The organism is Streptomyces sp. NPDC049577 (genome assembly GCF_040675635.1).
Taxonomy (GTDB): domain Bacteria; phylum Actinomycetota; class Actinomycetes; order Streptomycetales; family Streptomycetaceae; genus Streptomyces.
The window spans coordinates 1-13,977 of the sequence record NZ_JBFAPH010000175.1; the positions used below are offsets into that span (position 1 = coordinate 1).

General features: G+C 73.6%; 18 protein-coding genes and 2 pseudogenes. 8 read left to right on the top strand and 12 right to left on the bottom strand.

Annotation, left to right across the window (positions count from 1 at the left end):
- Positions 1–340: pseudogene (locus AB0K09_RS20020) on the bottom strand (hypothetical protein); the annotation flags it as partial.
- Positions 341–780: 440 nt separating this feature from the next.
- Here AB0K09_RS20020 and iscX point away from each other — a divergent pair.
- A complete protein-coding gene (gene iscX, locus AB0K09_RS20025; protein ID WP_366066718.1) occupies positions 781–975 on the top strand; it encodes a Fe-S cluster assembly protein IscX in 195 nt (64 codons plus the stop codon).
- A 93-nt stretch (positions 976–1,068) separates the two neighbouring features.
- Here the strand turns inward: iscX and AB0K09_RS20030 are convergent, their stop codons facing one another.
- Positions 1,069–1,635 (bottom strand): hypothetical protein, encoded by a 567-nt coding sequence (locus AB0K09_RS20030; protein WP_366066719.1) that lies wholly within the window; start codon positions 1,633–1,635, stop codon positions 1,069–1,071.
- A gap of 237 nt (positions 1,636–1,872) precedes the next feature.
- On the opposite strand from AB0K09_RS20030, the gene AB0K09_RS20035 reads away from it, so the two are divergent.
- A complete protein-coding gene (locus tag AB0K09_RS20035; RefSeq protein WP_366066720.1) occupies positions 1,873–2,022 on the top strand; it encodes a hypothetical protein in 150 nt (49 codons plus the stop codon).
- A 7-nt stretch (positions 2,023–2,029) separates the two neighbouring features.
- Here the strand turns inward: AB0K09_RS20035 and AB0K09_RS20040 are convergent, their stop codons facing one another.
- Together AB0K09_RS20040 and AB0K09_RS20045 are read right to left on the bottom strand one after the other, a co-directional pair.
- Positions 2,030–2,911, bottom strand: coding sequence for a DUF72 domain-containing protein (locus AB0K09_RS20040; protein ID WP_366066721.1), 882 nt, complete (start codon positions 2,909–2,911; stop codon positions 2,030–2,032).
- Between the two features lie 38 nt (positions 2,912–2,949).
- Entirely contained in the window at positions 2,950–3,363 is a 414-nt protein-coding gene (locus AB0K09_RS20045; RefSeq protein WP_366066722.1) for a nuclear transport factor 2 family protein, read from the bottom strand.
- Between the two features lie 116 nt (positions 3,364–3,479).
- On the opposite strand from AB0K09_RS20045, the gene AB0K09_RS20050 reads away from it, so the two are divergent.
- Both AB0K09_RS20050 and AB0K09_RS20055 read left to right on the top strand, forming a co-directional pair.
- Complete coding sequence (locus AB0K09_RS20050) at positions 3,480–4,043, top strand: helix-turn-helix domain-containing protein (protein WP_366066723.1); 564 nt, start codon at positions 3,480–3,482, stop codon at positions 4,041–4,043.
- 119 nt (positions 4,044–4,162) lie between these two features.
- Positions 4,163–4,411, top strand: a complete 249-nt coding sequence (locus AB0K09_RS20055; RefSeq protein ID WP_366066724.1) for a hypothetical protein — start codon at positions 4,163–4,165, stop codon at positions 4,409–4,411.
- Between the two features lie 134 nt (positions 4,412–4,545).
- On the opposite strand, the gene AB0K09_RS20060 is transcribed toward AB0K09_RS20055, so the two are convergent.
- Positions 4,546–5,598 carry a YncE family protein gene (locus AB0K09_RS20060; RefSeq protein WP_366066725.1) on the bottom strand — a complete coding sequence of 351 codons (1,053 nt, stop codon included), beginning with the start codon at positions 5,596–5,598 and terminating at the stop codon, positions 4,546–4,548.
- Positions 5,599–5,741: 143 nt separating this feature from the next.
- On the opposite strand from AB0K09_RS20060, the gene AB0K09_RS20065 reads away from it, so the two are divergent.
- From AB0K09_RS20065 to AB0K09_RS20075, 3 genes are all read left to right on the top strand, one after another.
- Positions 5,742–6,671: a LysR family transcriptional regulator gene (locus AB0K09_RS20065; RefSeq protein WP_366066726.1), complete on the top strand. Its 930-nt coding sequence runs from the start codon at positions 5,742–5,744 to the stop codon at positions 6,669–6,671.
- 51 nt (positions 6,672–6,722) lie between these two features.
- Positions 6,723–7,670: a MerR family transcriptional regulator gene (locus tag AB0K09_RS20070; RefSeq protein ID WP_366066727.1), complete on the top strand. Its 948-nt coding sequence runs from the start codon at positions 6,723–6,725 to the stop codon at positions 7,668–7,670.
- A gap of 122 nt (positions 7,671–7,792) precedes the next feature.
- A complete protein-coding gene (locus AB0K09_RS20075) occupies positions 7,793–8,026 on the top strand; it encodes a hypothetical protein (protein WP_366066728.1) in 234 nt (77 codons plus the stop codon).
- A gap of 18 nt (positions 8,027–8,044) precedes the next feature.
- Here AB0K09_RS20075 and AB0K09_RS20080 read toward each other — a convergent pair whose 3' ends face one another.
- The 3 genes from AB0K09_RS20080 to AB0K09_RS20090 all read right to left on the bottom strand — a co-directional run bounded on the left by AB0K09_RS20080 (position 8,045) and on the right by AB0K09_RS20090 (position 10,440).
- On the bottom strand, positions 8,045–9,397 hold the full coding sequence (locus AB0K09_RS20080) for an FAD-dependent oxidoreductase (protein WP_366066735.1): 1,353 nt from the start codon (positions 9,395–9,397) through the stop codon (positions 8,045–8,047).
- Between the two features lie 166 nt (positions 9,398–9,563).
- Positions 9,564–10,064 (bottom strand): metallophosphoesterase, encoded by a 501-nt coding sequence (locus AB0K09_RS20085; RefSeq protein ID WP_366066729.1) that lies wholly within the window; start codon positions 10,062–10,064, stop codon positions 9,564–9,566.
- A gap of 10 nt (positions 10,065–10,074) precedes the next feature.
- On the bottom strand, positions 10,075–10,440 hold the full coding sequence (locus tag AB0K09_RS20090; protein WP_366066730.1) for a hypothetical protein: 366 nt from the start codon (positions 10,438–10,440) through the stop codon (positions 10,075–10,077).
- A gap of 164 nt (positions 10,441–10,604) precedes the next feature.
- Between AB0K09_RS20090 and AB0K09_RS20095 the strand changes: the two genes are divergently transcribed.
- Positions 10,605–10,847: a hypothetical protein gene (locus AB0K09_RS20095; protein WP_366066731.1), complete on the top strand. Its 243-nt coding sequence runs from the start codon at positions 10,605–10,607 to the stop codon at positions 10,845–10,847.
- Positions 10,848–10,860: 13 nt separating this feature from the next.
- Here AB0K09_RS20095 and AB0K09_RS20100 read toward each other — a convergent pair whose 3' ends face one another.
- The 4 genes and pseudogenes from AB0K09_RS20100 to AB0K09_RS20115 form a co-directional block, all read right to left on the bottom strand.
- Positions 10,861–11,670 carry an aminotransferase class IV gene (locus AB0K09_RS20100; protein WP_366066732.1) on the bottom strand — a complete coding sequence of 270 codons (810 nt, stop codon included), beginning with the start codon at positions 11,668–11,670 and terminating at the stop codon, positions 10,861–10,863.
- Between the two features lie 61 nt (positions 11,671–11,731).
- Entirely contained in the window at positions 11,732–12,223 is a 492-nt protein-coding gene (locus AB0K09_RS20105) for a CD225/dispanin family protein (protein ID WP_366066733.1), read from the bottom strand.
- Positions 12,224–12,442: 219 nt separating this feature from the next.
- Positions 12,443–12,529 (bottom strand): annotated as a pseudogene (locus AB0K09_RS20110) (alpha/beta hydrolase); the annotation flags it as partial.
- 22 nt (positions 12,530–12,551) lie between these two features.
- Positions 12,552–13,977, bottom strand: a 1,426-nt coding sequence (locus AB0K09_RS20115; RefSeq protein WP_366066734.1) for a bifunctional 3'-5' exonuclease/DNA polymerase, incomplete at its 5' end; no start/stop codon positions are given.

Sequence of the window (13,977 nt, forward strand, 5' to 3'; positions counted from 1 at the left end):
CCTCGTTGGTTCCCATCATGTCGTTGACGCAGTGCCCGTTGCTGAGGATCAGCGCCTTGGCGGCCGGGTCGGGTTTGCCGGTGGCGTGGACGAGCGTGGCGGTGCAGGTCGTTCCGCCGCCGCCGACGAGGCGTCCGGTGGCCCGCAGCCGCCGGCCGGCGTCGGAGCCGGCGCCGACCAGCGGGGCGCCGTCGGTGACGGCCGCGCGTGGCGCGCCCCCACCGGTGGCGGTCGGTGCGGCCTGGGCCGTGGTGGCCCCGCCCATCAGCCCGGCGGCCAAGAGCCCGGACACGACGGCCGCGAGTGCGGCGCGCGTCCGGGACCGGACGGCACTTCTCACAACGATCCTCTCCTTCACGGAGTCGACTCCCGGACGGTTTCCCTCCGTCCGGGCCGAACGCCCCGACCCTGGCAGAGGGGAACGGTCGCCGCCATGGGGGTGATCTTGTTCAGGACGGCCACGGGTGACGCAAAGCCGCGCTTGCCGTACCGGCGTTAGCACTTCGTCTGCCCGGCCTGCCGGGTGTCGTACAAGAAGGCACCCGCCCCGGATGTTTCTCGCCGGGATCTGTGCCCACGCTGCCGGGGCGCGCTGATCGACGCCGGGGAGTGCCTGGCCGTCCCCCGCCGGACGGACACGGCCGGCCGGCGCGTCCTGGCAGACGTCCTGGGCGCAGGGCTGCGGTTCCACAGCGAGTGCTGCTGCTGCGGTAGCTCGAACCGGTCTTCGGGCCGAATGGCACTCTGTACCCTGCGGGCCGTCTCGGACACACTCGACCCATGCGATGGACCGATACCGAACAGATTGCCGCGGCGCTCGCCGACCGGCATCCCGACACCTCGCCCCACACCGTCGAGCCGACGGAGATCCGCGATCTCGCCGCTCGGCTCAGCGGGTTCAGCGACGACTCCACCCGGTGCAACAGACGGATCCTGGAGTCCATCCAGCTCGCCTGGATCGACCGGGCCGGATGACGAGGACCGCCCGGCCGGGAGCGGGGCTCCCGGCCGGGCGGAGGGTCGGTGTGCCGTGTCACGGCGGCCGGCGGCCGGCCGTGCCGGCGGTGGCTACCGGTGGGCCTGGTGGCTCTTGGCGGCCTGGTCCTTGGCGGCGGCCGGCGGCGTCGGGCAGGCGATGTCGGTGCCTGTCTGGTAGATGCCGTCCTTCTTGCCCTGCCCGCCCTGGTACTCGTAGTAGAGGTACGAGTAGAACTCGATGCGCCGGCTGGGGCCGCAGGCCGAGTCCGGGGCGATCGTGTAGGTGAGCTTGGCGGTGCGCGTGGCCCCCGGGATGACGGGGACGTTGTAGCGCAGGGTGCCGGTCTGGCCGGAGGCGTCGCACTGGACGGTTTCCCCGGTGCAGGAGGTGAAGGCGTACTTCAGGCCGGGGTCCTGCGAGGTGTTCCACGTCGGCTGCACCGACTGGTACACGAACTGCGTGTTCGTGGTCTGGTCGTTGGTGAAGGTCAGGGTGATGGTGACCGTCGATCCGGGGGTGGCCGACTGCCGGTCGACGGTCATGGTCATCGGGGCCGGCGCGTCCGCCGCGGAGGCGGGCTGCGCGAAGGCGGTCACACCGGCGGCGAGGGCGAGAGCACCGGACAGACAGATCCGTCTGAGTCGTGTGGGTCGCATGGCGGAGCAGCGTAGATTGGCCGTCCGCCATTTGGCCGCACCGCCCGAACAGGACCGGCCATCCGGCGCAGCGGCACGGGTGCTTCCGGTGCTGGTGGGGGCGCGATTCACCCGTTGGGCGTGTGTGCGAATTGACTGGGAAGTGATGGCGGAGACGCCGGAACCGGCTCCTCTTCGCGCCGGGTGCGACGGTGCGGAGGTACTGCCGCAGGTCCCGGGCTGCTGGACGAGCTCACCGTGCATCTCGTCCCCGTGCTGCGGGGAGAGGGCGTCCGCCTTCTCGACCGGCTGGGCCCCGGCCCGGTCCGTCTGGAGTGCGTACGGACGCTGCCCAAGCCGGAGGTCACGCATCCGACGTACCGCGTCCGGCGGGACGAGCCGGTCTGACGCCTGCCTAGCCCTCCGCGAGCAGGCGCCTCATGGTCTCGGCCGCGTCGACGGCGGCGTCGGCGCAGCAGTTGTTGAACAGGACGTGCACCTGCCCGGCGTGCTCGGCGAGGCGGCGTATCCGCTCGGTCCACGGGCTCAGTTCGGCGTCGGTGTAGCGGTGACGGAAGCGCTCCTCCTTGCTGCCCCTCCCCCAGGCGGTGGAGCGGCCGTGGAAGCGCACCACCGCCAGGCCGGGGCGGGTGACGGCGGTGACGGGCGGGATGGCGTTCGGCACCTCCTGCGCGGTGTCGACGGCCACCAGGGCCATGCGGTGGGCCCGCAGGGTCTCCAGGGTCCGGGGGCGCTCGGCGGGGGCGAGCCAGCCGGGGTGGCGGAACTCGACGGCCAGGGGCAGTTCGTCGCCCGCCCGTTCGCGGCACGCCGCCAGATAGGCACGGGCCCGGGGGACGGGACGCAGCCACGGCGGGAGCTGGAGGAGGACGGTGCCGAGCCGTCCGGTCTCCCGCAGGGGCCGCAGTCCCTCGCCGAACCGTCGCCACAGCTCGTCCAGCAGGCCCCGGGGCAGTGCGCCGGGGGCCAGTCGGCCCCGGTGCGGGCCCGTGGGGCGCAGGTCGGCGGGGAGGGCGGCGACCGGGGTGGAGTGGCCGGTCATGGGGGCGAACGCCTTGACGTCGAAGAGGAATCCGGCGGGAGTCCGCTCGGCCCACAGCCGGCTGTTGCGCGCGCTCGGCAGCCCGTAGTACGTGGCGTCGACCTCCACCACCGGGAAGCGGGACGCGTAGTGCCGCAGCCGCCCCTCGGGTCCCCGTGCGGCGGTCGGGTACCAGCCGCTGCCGACCAGCGCGGGGTCCGTCCAGGAGCAGGTGCCCACGAGGATCTCCGTCATGGCCTGCGTCTGCCCCGCGCGCCCGGGGTGTCACCCCGTCAGATGCCGCGTTCCTCCGCGCGGATGGGGACGTCGTTGATACTGGCGTAGCGGCGGCGCATGAGGCCGTCGGGGGCGAACTCCCAGTTCTCGTTGCCGTGGCTGCGGTACCACTGACCCGCGGCGTCGCGCCATTCGTAGACGAAGCGGACGGCGATGCGGTCGCCGGTGAAGGCCCACAGCTCTTTGCGGAGCCGGTAGTCCAGCTCGCGCGCCCACTTCTCGCGCAGGAAGGCCACGATCTCCGCGCGTCCGGTCAGGAACACGTCGCGGTTGCGCCATTCAGAGTCCTCGGTGTAGGCGAGCGCGACCCGTTCGGGGTCGCGGCTGTTCCACGCCTCCTCGGCGGCCCGGACCTTCTCCAGGGCGGTCTCGGCGGTGAACGGCGGATACGGCGGCTTGCTCTCGGACATGGCTCTCCCTTGCCGGCCAAGGCAGAGAACGATCGTTCTCCGCCGGTGTGCGGTAGCGTAGGAGAACGATGGTTCTCCCGCAAGCGGCGCGGGGAGAGAGGCGAGGAGCGAGCGGCATGACAGGGACGACAGCGGAGACGGCCGAGGCCCGCGCCCTCGACGCCGCGGAGGAGCTCTTCTACGCGCGGGGCCTGCAGGCCGTGGGCATGGACGCGATCCGTTCCGCGTCCGGGGTGTCCCTCAAGCGCCTCTACCAGCTCTTCCCGTCCAAGGACGCGCTGGTCGAGGCGTATCTGCGGCGGCGGGACGAGCGCTGGCGGCGGGAGCTGGAGGACTACGCCGACGCACGGCCGGCCGGCGTCCCGCGGATCCTGGCGGTCTTCGACCGGCTCGGACTCTGGTTCTGTGAACCCGGCTTCAGGGGCTGCGCGTTCCTCAACGCCTTCGGCGAACTGGGAGCCACGTCGCCGGGGGTGGCCGCCGCGGCCCGCACCCACAAGGACGCCTTCCGGGCCTATCTGGGGCGGCTGGTCGCCGAGGCCGGCGCCGGGCCCGGGCTGACGGACCAGCTCCTGCTGCTCGCGGAGGGGGCGATCACGACGGCGGCCCTCACGGGGAGCCCGGAACCCGCGCGGCACGCACGGGAGGCGGCGGGCGCCCTGCTGGCATCCGCCGGGTGACCGCGGGCCGCCGCCCCGCAATCGGGGCGGCACGACCCGTACCCGGCGCTCGGTCCGGCGCGTTGAGCAGTGTGACCTCATTGTGGCGATATGCCGGAATGTCGAGAGGGAAGAGGCACATGCCGATGATGTTCGGATCATGGTTCGGAGCGCCGCGTCGTGGCGGGCTGCTCCTCGCGGTGGCCGTTGCCGTGGGGACGAGCGGGGCGGTGGCGCCGGCGGCGCACGCCGACGGGGTCGAGCCGTCCGGTGGCGGGTTCCAGGCGTCCGGTGACCCCTGCGAGAGCCTGGGCAAGGTGGCGAGGGCCGCGGCGACGACGGTGTTCGGCAGCTCGGCCCCGCAATTGCTGACGAACAACCACTGCTAGGGCCTCGCCGGCGGATCCCGGCCGCCCGCCGTCGCGGCGGTGGAAGAACCCTCCGCCGCGACGGCGACGAGCCACCGCGGCGAGGGTCCGGCGGTATCCGCGATCGCCGGTGATCCGCCGGCCGGCCCTCGGGCCTACGCCCGGCGCGGGATGTAGGCCAGGCCGTGGGCGCCGGGCTCGCCGCGCTTCGGCACGTCCAGCCGGGCCAGCCGCCGCATGGTCTCCAGGTCGACGATGTCGACGGTGGACGAGACGATGCAGGCCACGTAGGCGAGCCGGCCGTCCGGGGACGAGGTGATGGTCAGCGGGAAGAACCCCACCTCCAGCTCGCCGAGGCGCTCACGGGTGTCGGCGGCGAACACCGTGAGGCGGCCCGGCGCCTGGCGTCCCAGTTCGGACGCCGGGTCGGGTGCCATGCGCACTTCGCCCGCGAGCAGCTTGCCCGTCGAGGTCAGATGCACCGGCAGGACGACGTCCTCCGTGGGCAGGGTGCCGACGACGGACGCGGTCCGGGCGTCTATGACCCGGATCCCGGCGGCCGGCCGCTCCCCGGAGCCGGTGGAGAAGCCGAGGTAGGGCGCGGCGGCGAAGACGTGGCGGCCGTCGGCGGAGACGGCGAGCCCCTCGCTGCCCGGCACCTCGACCTTCGCGGTGAGGGTGCCGCGCTCGAGGTCGACGACCGACACGAACGGCGCCTCCTTGTTGGTGGCGTAGCCCGTCCGGCCCGCCGGGTCGATGGCGAACCAGTGCGGGCCGGGCGCGTCCGTGTCGATCCTGCCGACGGGCCGGCGGGTCTCCGTGTCGATCACCACGACACCGCCGGGCCGGTCGTCCGAGCCCTCCACGCTGACGTAGAGGCGATGGCGCGCCGCGTCCAGCGCCAGCCCGTGCGGCCCGTGCTCCGGGGCGAGGTCGACCACCTCGACGATGCGGCGCGTGTCGGGGTCGATGGCGGTCAGTTCGGTACGGCGGCCGCTGTTCGCGTGGTAGTAGCCGGAGTGGTAGGCCGTGGTGCACCACAGCAGCCGCCGTGTCGGGTCGAACAGCAACTCGTGCGGCTCGGCGGGTACTTCGATGGAGTCGACGAGCCGGTCGGTGACGGCGTCGAAGAACGAGACCGTCGGTCCGCTCTGGCTGATCACGGCCAGAACGTCGCCTTCCCGGCCGGCACGGGGGGACTGCTGCACAGAGGGCTCCTTGAATGGGGCGAAGGTGATGCCACGCGTCTGGGCGGGCATCACCCACTCTCGGCGCCGGAAGAGCCCGGAACAATGCAAGGATTGGCATCCAATCATTGCCTCATCCGTAAAAATGCAGGTCAGGAGCGCTGATGGACCTCAATCTGCTGCGAGCGCTGGACGCGCTGCTCCAGGAGAACAGCGTGACCCGCGCCGCCGAGCGGCTCGGTACGTCGCCCGCGGCCGTCAGCCGTACCCTGGCCCGGCTCCGCCGTGCCGTCGGTGATCCGCTTCTGGTCCGCGCCGGGCAGGGGATGGTGCCGACCCCGCGCGCCGTGGAACTCCGGGACGAGGTGAGCGCGTTGCTGCGCAGCTGCGACGAGGTCCTGCGGCCGGGGGCCGGTTTCGATCCCGTGCACCTCCGGCGGACGTTCACCGTGCAGGCCGCCGATGTGCTGCTGGTGGGGCTGGCGGGGGCGCTGATCGAGCGGATCCACGCGCAGGCCCCCGCCGTGGACGTGGTCTTCCTGCCGGAGGCGGTGGAGGGCGGGCCCGCACTGCGCCAGGGCTGGGTGGACGTCGAACTGGGCGTCCTCGGGCACCTGGACCCGGAGATCCGGACCCGGCCGCTCATCCGCGGAACGGTGGTCGGCATCGCCCGCAGCGGCCATCCCCTCTTCAACGGGCGGATCGACGCCCGCCGTTTCGCCGCGGCCGACCACATCGGCATCTCCCGGCTCGGCAAGCGCCTCGGTCCCATCGACAGCGCGCTCGCGGAACGCGGGCTGCGGCGCCGGATCGCGGCCGTCGTCCCCAGTCACACGAGTGCGATGCTGCTCGCCCGGGACACCGATCTCGTCGCCATCACGCTGGCCGACTGGCTGCCCGGCACCGTCTCCGCCCTGGGGCTGCGTACGTTCCCCGTCCCGCTCGATCTGCCCCCGCTCGACCTGGGTATGGCCTGGCACCCCCGCAACTCGGCCGATCCGGGGCACCGCTGGTTCCGCGACCTCTTGGCGGACGTGGTCCTGGCCCCTCCGGGGAAGGGGGACGCCGGCGGTGGGCGGCGCGGCGGGTGTTGACCTTGCCCCCGGGGGCAAGGTCTACGGTTCCCGCAGGGGAGGACGACGCGGATGAGGATCGGCGAGGCCGCCCGGCTGGCGGGAGTGACCGTCAAGGCCGTGCGCTACTACGAGACGCTGGGGCTGGTCGCGCCCGGCCGGCTGGCCAACGGCTACCGGGACTACGGCGAGCCCGACGTACGGCTGATCCGTGAGATCAGGGACCTGGGCCGGCTCGGCATACCCGCCGAGCGGACCCGGCCGTTCCTCGCCTGCCTCGCCATGGGCAAGGAGCACGCGGACGACTGTCCCGCCTCGCTGGCGGGATACCGGCAGGCCATCGACGAGCTGACACGGCACATCGACGAACTCACCGCGCGCCGGGCCGCCCTGACCGAACAGCTGCGCAGGGCCGCCCACCGCGGCGGCCCGGCCCGTCGTGGAGAGGAAACGATGACCGATCTGCACCGGCTTCCCGCCGGTCCGCCCGTCCCCGCCGACGACGGGGCGGCCGCCCATCTGCCGGGCCTGGCCGTGCCCGGCCTCACGCTGCCCTCCACCGCCGGCGAGGCGATACGCCTGGACGCCCCGGTGCCGGGGCGCACCGTCCTGTACCTGTATCCGCTGACCGGCCGGCCCGACGCCGATCTGCCCGAGGGGTGGGACGTCATTCCCGGTGCGCGCGGGTGCACGCCGGAGGCGTGCGGCTTCCGCGACCACCATCAGGAACTCCTGGCGGCGGGCGCGGCGCGGGTCTTCGGGCTGTCCGGTCAGACGACCGCGTACCAGCGCGAAGTCGTCGAGCGGCTCCGGCTGCCGTTCGCGATGCTCTCCGACCCCGCGCTGCGGCTGGCGGAGGCCCTGCGCCTGCCGCTGTTCGAGGCGGGCGGGGCGCGGTTGTACAAGCGGCTGACGCTCGTCGTCCGCGACGGTCTGATCGAGCACGTCTTCTACCCCGTCTTCCCTCCCGGGGAGCACGCCGGGCAGGTGCTGGAGTGGCTGCGCGCCCATCCCGAGTGAGGTCCGCGCCGGGCTCCTCGCACAGGGTGACCCCGTTCGGCGGCGGGCCGGACGAGTGGCCGTGGGCGGCCCGCCCGTGGGGCGCGTTGCCGGAGGTGGCGGCCGGGCCGCAGCATGCGGCCATGGCTGAGTGCGAGGTGTGCGGCAACGAGTATGCGATGGCCTTCGTCGTGGAGGCCCAGGGCGCACGACATGTGTTCGACTCGTTCGAGTGTGCCATTCACCGGATGGCGCCCATCTGCGAGCACTGCGAGTGCCGGATCATCGGGCACGGCGTGGAGGCCGACGGACGCTTCTTCTGCGGGGCGCACTGCGCTTCGTCGGAGGGGGCGCGGGGGCTGGTCGACCACGTGTGACCCCGGCGCTCCTGTCGCTCACTCCGCTTCGGGGCGGGTGGGCGGCTCCGTCGGCGCGTCGGGGTCGGGCCCGAACAGCACGGCCCGCGCGACCCGCGGTGCGAACAGGGAGCCGAGCGGGGCGGTCAGGGACAGGGCCGCGCGGAAGGCCTCCCCGATGACGGGGTTGCCGGTGGCGCGCCGCTGGAGCCGGGCCAGGTACCAGTCGGCGGGCCGGTCGACGACGCGGGGCCGCAGGGCGTTTCCGGTGGCGCCGGGCATGTTCTTGTCGGCGCCCGCGGAGATGTCCCATGCCTGCCGTGCCGCGTCGAACAGCGCCTTCTGCACGCGACGGGTCGTGGGGACGCGTCGTGGGTCGGCGAGGGCGTCGCGCAGGACGACGGCGCTCATGGCGGCGACCGACATGCCCTGGCCGTAGACGGGGTTGAAGGAGCACAGCGCCTCGCCGGTGGCCAGGAAGCCGGCCGGGCGACGGCCGGGGCGGTCGTAGCGGCGGCGCAGGTTGGCGGTCTTGCGGAAGCCGTGGATGGGCGAGGCGGGCTCGGCCTTGCTCAGCCAGTCGTGGAGGACGGGGTGCGGGAGGCCTGCGGCGAACTCCATGAACCCGGCCTCGTCGGTGGGCGGTTCGCTGCCGCGCAGCCCGGAGAGGATGACGGACCAGCGGCCTTCCTCCAGGGGCATCAGGATGCCGCCGCGGCGCTGGTCCGGGTTGGGGACGATGTAGATGCCCCGGTAGGGGAGGTCCTCGTCGCCGGGGCGGCCGTGGAAGAAGCGGGTCGCGTAGGCGAGCCCGGTCTCCAGGTACTCCTCGTCGGGCGCTTCCGCGCCGAGCGCGGTCAGCCAGGCGGGGGCACGCGAGGAGCGGCCGGAGGCGTCGACGACGAGGTCGGCCGCCAGTTCCCGGGTGCCGGCCCGGGCGGCGTCCTGCCCCCGGTCGCGCAGCCGGACCCCCCGGACGCGCGTGACGTCGCCGAGCAGGCCGACGACCTCCGCGCCCTCGACGGTCGTGATCCGGCCGCCGGCCAGGACGCGGCGGCGCACCAGCCAGTCGTTCAGCGGCCGGGAGCCGGTGAGGACGTGCGCGGTGGCGCGGGTGCGGCGGTACCAGGTGCCGGTCTGCCACTGCACGATGTCGCGGGGCATGCCGACACGCGGGGAGCCGTGTTCGAGCAGTTCGCCGGTCATGCCCGGCAGCAGGGAGTCCAGGGCCCGCTGGCCGCTCTCCAGCATGACGTGGGTGTGCCGGTCCTGGGGGACGCCCGGGCGGGAGAAGGGCCCGTCGGGGAAACGGTCCCGTTCGACGAGGGTCACCCGGTCGGCGTGGGCGACCAGGGCGTGCGCGGCGAGCAGGCCCGCGAGACCACCGCCGATGACGACGGCGTGCCGGGCCGGACGGCCCGTGTCCGCCGGTCCTCCGTCTGCCGGACTGATGCGTGCTGCGTCGGTCGCGTTCACGTGGCCCACCCCTGTGGTCGTCGATCGCCGGTCTCCGTCGTCCCCGTGAAGGGTGTGATCACGGTACCGGCATGACGTGCCGTCAGTCGTGCGGAATGCGATGCAGCCGTACGCCGGTGAGCTCGCCCGCGGTCACCGTCGCAGTCATGAAGGTGCGGTGGGGCTGGCGGCGCCGGTCGGTGGGTGAGCCGGGGTTGAGCAGGCGCATACCGCCCTCGGTCCGGGTGTCCCAGGGGATGTGGCTGTGCCCGAAGACGAGCAGGTCGGTGTCGGGGAAGCGGGCGGCGCAGCGCCGCTCGCGGCCCTGCGCGGGCCCCGTCTCGTGGACGACGGCGAGCCGCAGGCCGTCGAGCTCGGCACGGGCGACCTCGGGCAGCCGGGCGCGCAGTTCGGGGCCGTCGTTGTTGCCGTACACGCCGATGAGCCGCCGCGCCCGTCCTTCCAGCAGGTCGAGGGTGGCGACGTCGACCCAGTCCCCGGCGTGGATCACGACGTCGGCCGACGGCAGCTCGTCCAGCAGCGCGTCGGGGAGACGTTTGGCGCGCTTGGGCAGATGGGTGTCGGCGGTGAGGAGCAGCCGCATGGGTGGCACGTTACCGGGTGCGTGCCCGCAGCCGTCCGAGGGCGGCGTCCAGGGTCACCTCGATGTCCTCGCTCCTGGAGCAGACTTCCAGCCACGACAGGTAGCCGCCCCGTGTGAACACGAGGACTTCGCCCGGGCACTCCCCCGCTGCGGTGAACACCTGCGCGTCGGCGGCCACGACGGTGCCCACCCCGGTCGGCGCGGGTGCCACGGCGTCGGTGTCCGTGTCGAAGTACGCGGTACCGCACCCGCAGGCGCAGCGCCCGGCCACCCGCACGTGCGGTATCTGCGCGCGCAGCGCGCGATGCACGGCGTCGTCCGCGCTCAGCAGGATGCCGAGCGCCTCGGCCACATCGGCGGGCAGGTCGTCTCTCACGGCGTCACGGTACTTGACCTGCGAAACCGGCAGGGCGTCCGTCTCGATCCCGCCTGATGTCGCCCGTTCGCACGGCGGTCGGCGTACATCGCCCGAGGCACCGTGTCCGTCGGCGCCCCCGCCGCGTTGACAGGGTCCAGTCTGCCGACAGGAGAAGGTCTCTCATGCGCCGTCGTCCCGCCCTCCTGGCCCTGACCGGGGCCGCGGCGCTGGCCGGTCTCGTGCCGGCGAGCGCCGGGGCGACCGGCAGGCCGGTGCCGGTTCCGGTGCTGCTGGGGCCGGTGGTCAGTCCCGGCGGGCATCCTGTGCACCATCGGTTCGCCCCGCTGCTGGGGCCGGTGGGGCCCGCGTTGCTTCCCCCCGTCCGTGGTGTCCCCTCCTCGCCGGGCCGGGGCTGGCCCCGCTGAGCAGGGCGACGGTTCACACCGTGTCCCAGGGCACCTCCGCGTAGAGCTTGCGCAGCACCCGCAGCATTTCCGCACCGGTGGCGAACCGTACCTCGTCGATCTGTGAGACCGGGGCGACGCCGATGGAGTTGGAGACGAACGCCGCGTCGAAGTCCGCCACTTCGTCCAGCATCACCGGCTGCCGCCGCCACCGCAGGCCCGCCCGCTCCAGCTCCCGGCGCAGCAGCAGCATGGTGATGCCGTCCAGGGCGGGGGCGTCGGGCCAGACCACGGTGTCCCCGGCCAGGAACCCCACGTTGGTGATGGCTCCCTCGGTCACCGTGCCGTCCGGGCCGACCAGCAGTGCCTCGTCGAACCCCTCGGCGATCACCCGCCTCAGGTGGTACGCCTGCCCGAACACCCCCACATGCTTGATATGGGCTTGGGTCCGCACATAGGGGACACTGCGCAGGCGCTGTGGAGCGTCCGGTTCCGGCACGGGGGGCCGTACCACGGTCGCGGTCTGTGGCCCGGCGCCCGGGTCGGGCGCGTACACGTACACCCGGAGGGAGACGTCGCGCCGGTCCGTGGCGTCCAGGGCCTGCCGGATGCGTTCCCGGACCGGCCCGCCGTCGAGGCCCCGGCCGAACAGCTCCCGGGTGGCCGCGTCGAGCCGGGCCAGGTGGAGGCCGAGCCCGCGAACCCGGCCGTCGCGGATCTGCATCGCGGTCGTGTGCCCGTAGCCGCCCATCAGGGCCAGGAACATCGCGTCGGAACCGGGACCGAGGCCGATGTCGACACCTTGGCCGTTGACCCGTACGTCGGGGAGGGAAGGACCAGCCATGCCGCCACGTTAGTGCCGGAGGAAGGCGATGGCGGGAAGGAGCCGGACCGATTCCGCCGTGTCAGTAGCGGTTGTCCGGGATGTTGGTGAACGCCCAGTCCGCGAGCAGTACGCCGAAGACGATCGCGACGATGATGCCGATCACGCCGATGATCGTGGCGATGAGGGAGAACAGGCGCGCCTTGCCCGACGAGTCGTGTGCTCCCGTGTAGTCGCCGGCGGCGTACTTGCCGTTCACCTGGGCGGCGAACACCACTGCCGGGATGCCCAGGGGCCAGAACAGGAAGATGGAGATGATGGCCCAGGCCAGATGGCTCGGCGGTGGTGGTCCGGTGCTCTGGGGCGGGTGCCGGCCGTAGGGGGCGGCTCCCTGTGGGGGTGGCGGGTATCCGCCGTGGCCGGCGCCCGGCCAGCCCTGGGGTCCCGGCTGCGGTGGATAGCCCTGCGGCGGCGGGGAGGCGGGGCGCCCCGGCTCGTCGCCGCGCGGCGGCGGGTTGTCGGCACGGGGCCGGTCCTCGGGCGGGGGACGCCCGGGCCAGGGTTCCTGGCTCATGAGAACTCCTTGGTCGCGACGGACGTAACGGACGTAACGGTCTGCGGGAGGCCTCGCCTACCAGCCTCACACCGCCCCGCCGGAGCCGCAAGCGATCACCGGCGGAGCGAGGACCGGTCGCCACCCTCTCCTGCTGCCCGATGACGGCGCTGGTGGCCGAGCGCCGCGCCGACCGGCCGGTACCCGCCCACCGTCTGCTGCCGGCCTGACGGCCCGGCCTCACTTCAGGTGCCGGGCGAAGAACCGGGCCGCGTCGTCCACCCCGAACCACGGGGTACCGGCGTGGCCGCCCGGATTGGCGTGCAGCTCCGTGGTTCGCCAACGGGTTCTACGAGGGATCTCCCGGAGCCCTCTGGTCCTTGGCCTCGGCGTAGCACTCGACAACGGACACGTCCAAGGGAAACCGCACGGGGGTATGCCCGAAAGCCAGGTGACCGGCCTGATCCCCCACCATGCGCAGGAGTTCCACCACGGTCTCCGCCTCCTCCTCCGGGCAGTGCACGATGACCTCGTCGTGCTGGAAGAAGACGAGCTCGGCGCGGAGGCCGGCGAGGGACTGCCGGAGGGTGGCGAGCATGATCAGGGCCCAGTCGGCGGCGCTGCCCTGGACGACGAAGTTGCGGGTGAAGCGGCCGCGGGCGCGGGCGGTTCCGCCGGTGGCGGCGGGCGGGCGGTCGGGGTCCTCCTGGGGGATGCCGGCCTCGTCGGGGGTGGCGGTGGAGGAGGGCGGGCAGGTGCGGCCGAGCCAGGTGCGGACCAGGCGGCCCTCCTCGCCGGCGCGGGCGGCGTCGTCCACGTAGGCGACGGCGCGGGGGTAGCGTCGGCGCAGGTCGGCGAGGTGTTTGAGGCCGTCGCCGGAGGTCTGGCCGTAGATCGCGCCGAGGACGGCCAATTTGGCGCGTTCGCGGTCGCCGGCGAACAGGCGCTCGGCGAGGTCCGCGTAGAGGTCGCGGCCGCTGCCGGCGACGTCCATCAGGCCCGGGTCACGGGAGATGGCGGCCAGGACGCGGGGTTCCATCTGTTCGGCGTCGGCGACGACCAGGCGCCAGCCGGGGTCGGCGACGACCGCGCGGCGGATGATCCGGGGGATCTGCAGGGCGCCGCCGCCGTTGGTGGTCCAGCGGCCGGAGACGGTGCCGCCCGGCTGGTACTCGGGGTGGAAGCGGCCGTCGCGCACCCAGGTGGCGAGCCAGGACCAGCCGTGGGCGGTGTGCAGCCGGTAGAGCCTCTTGTACTCCAGGAGGGCGGGGACGGCCGGGTGGTCGATGGCGCGCAGTTCCCCGGCGCGGGTGGAGCTGAGGGCGATGCCCTCGCGGGCGAAGGCCCGGACGATGTCGGCGGGGAGGTCGGGCCGGACGCGCACGCCGTCGCCGAACGCCCGGGACACCTCGTCGGCGAGCTCGGCCAGCCGCCGCGTCTCCTGGCCGCCCGGGTAGCGCTCGCCGAGCAGTTCGTGCAGCAGGGCGTGGTGCACATCGGCGCGCCAGGGGACGCCGGCGCGGCCCATCTCGGCGGCGACGAGCGTGCCGGCGGACTCGGCGGCGGTCAGCAGCCGCATCCGCTCCGGGTGCCGGGTGTCCTTCGTTCGGGCCTGCTGCGCCTCGTACACCTCCAGCAGGGCCGCCAGCGGGTCCGTGCCCTCGGGCAGGGGCACGGGGCCGGGGTCGAAGAGTGACGCCTGGGTCTCGGCCCGGCGCGGCGGCGGGTCCTGCGGCACCGGCAGGCCGTGCAGCCGGGCCCAGGCGGCGGCGAGG

Excerpts from the sequence above, each read along its gene's own strand:
- AB0K09_RS20030 (WP_366066719.1), bottom strand. The coding sequence starts at position 1,635 with ATGCGACCCACACGACTCAGACGGATCTGTCTGTCCGGTGCTCTCGCC.
- AB0K09_RS20055 (WP_366066724.1), top strand. The coding sequence starts at position 4,163 with ATGCCGATGATGTTCGGATCATGGTTCGGAGCGCCGCGTCGTGGCGGG.
- AB0K09_RS20040 (WP_366066721.1), bottom strand. The coding sequence starts at position 2,911 with ATGACGGAGATCCTCGTGGGCACCTGCTCCTGGACGGACCCCGCGCTG.
- AB0K09_RS20065 (WP_366066726.1), top strand. The coding sequence starts at position 5,742 with ATGGACCTCAATCTGCTGCGAGCGCTGGACGCGCTGCTCCAGGAGAAC.
- AB0K09_RS20100 (WP_366066732.1), bottom strand. The coding sequence starts at position 11,670 with ATGGCTGGTCCTTCCCTCCCCGACGTACGGGTCAACGGCCAAGGTGTC.
- AB0K09_RS20105 (WP_366066733.1), bottom strand. The coding sequence starts at position 12,223 with ATGAGCCAGGAACCCTGGCCCGGGCGTCCCCCGCCCGAGGACCGGCCC.
- AB0K09_RS20045 (WP_366066722.1), bottom strand. The coding sequence starts at position 3,363 with ATGTCCGAGAGCAAGCCGCCGTATCCGCCGTTCACCGCCGAGACCGCC.
- AB0K09_RS20095 (WP_366066731.1), top strand. The coding sequence starts at position 10,605 with ATGCGCCGTCGTCCCGCCCTCCTGGCCCTGACCGGGGCCGCGGCGCTG.
- AB0K09_RS20085 (WP_366066729.1), bottom strand. The coding sequence starts at position 10,064 with ATGCGGCTGCTCCTCACCGCCGACACCCATCTGCCCAAGCGCGCCAAA.
- AB0K09_RS20070 (WP_366066727.1), top strand. The coding sequence starts at position 6,723 with ATGAGGATCGGCGAGGCCGCCCGGCTGGCGGGAGTGACCGTCAAGGCC.
- AB0K09_RS20075 (WP_366066728.1), top strand. The coding sequence starts at position 7,793 with ATGGCTGAGTGCGAGGTGTGCGGCAACGAGTATGCGATGGCCTTCGTC.
- AB0K09_RS20050 (WP_366066723.1), top strand. The coding sequence starts at position 3,480 with ATGACAGGGACGACAGCGGAGACGGCCGAGGCCCGCGCCCTCGACGCC.
- iscX (WP_366066718.1), top strand. The coding sequence starts at position 781 with ATGCGATGGACCGATACCGAACAGATTGCCGCGGCGCTCGCCGACCGG.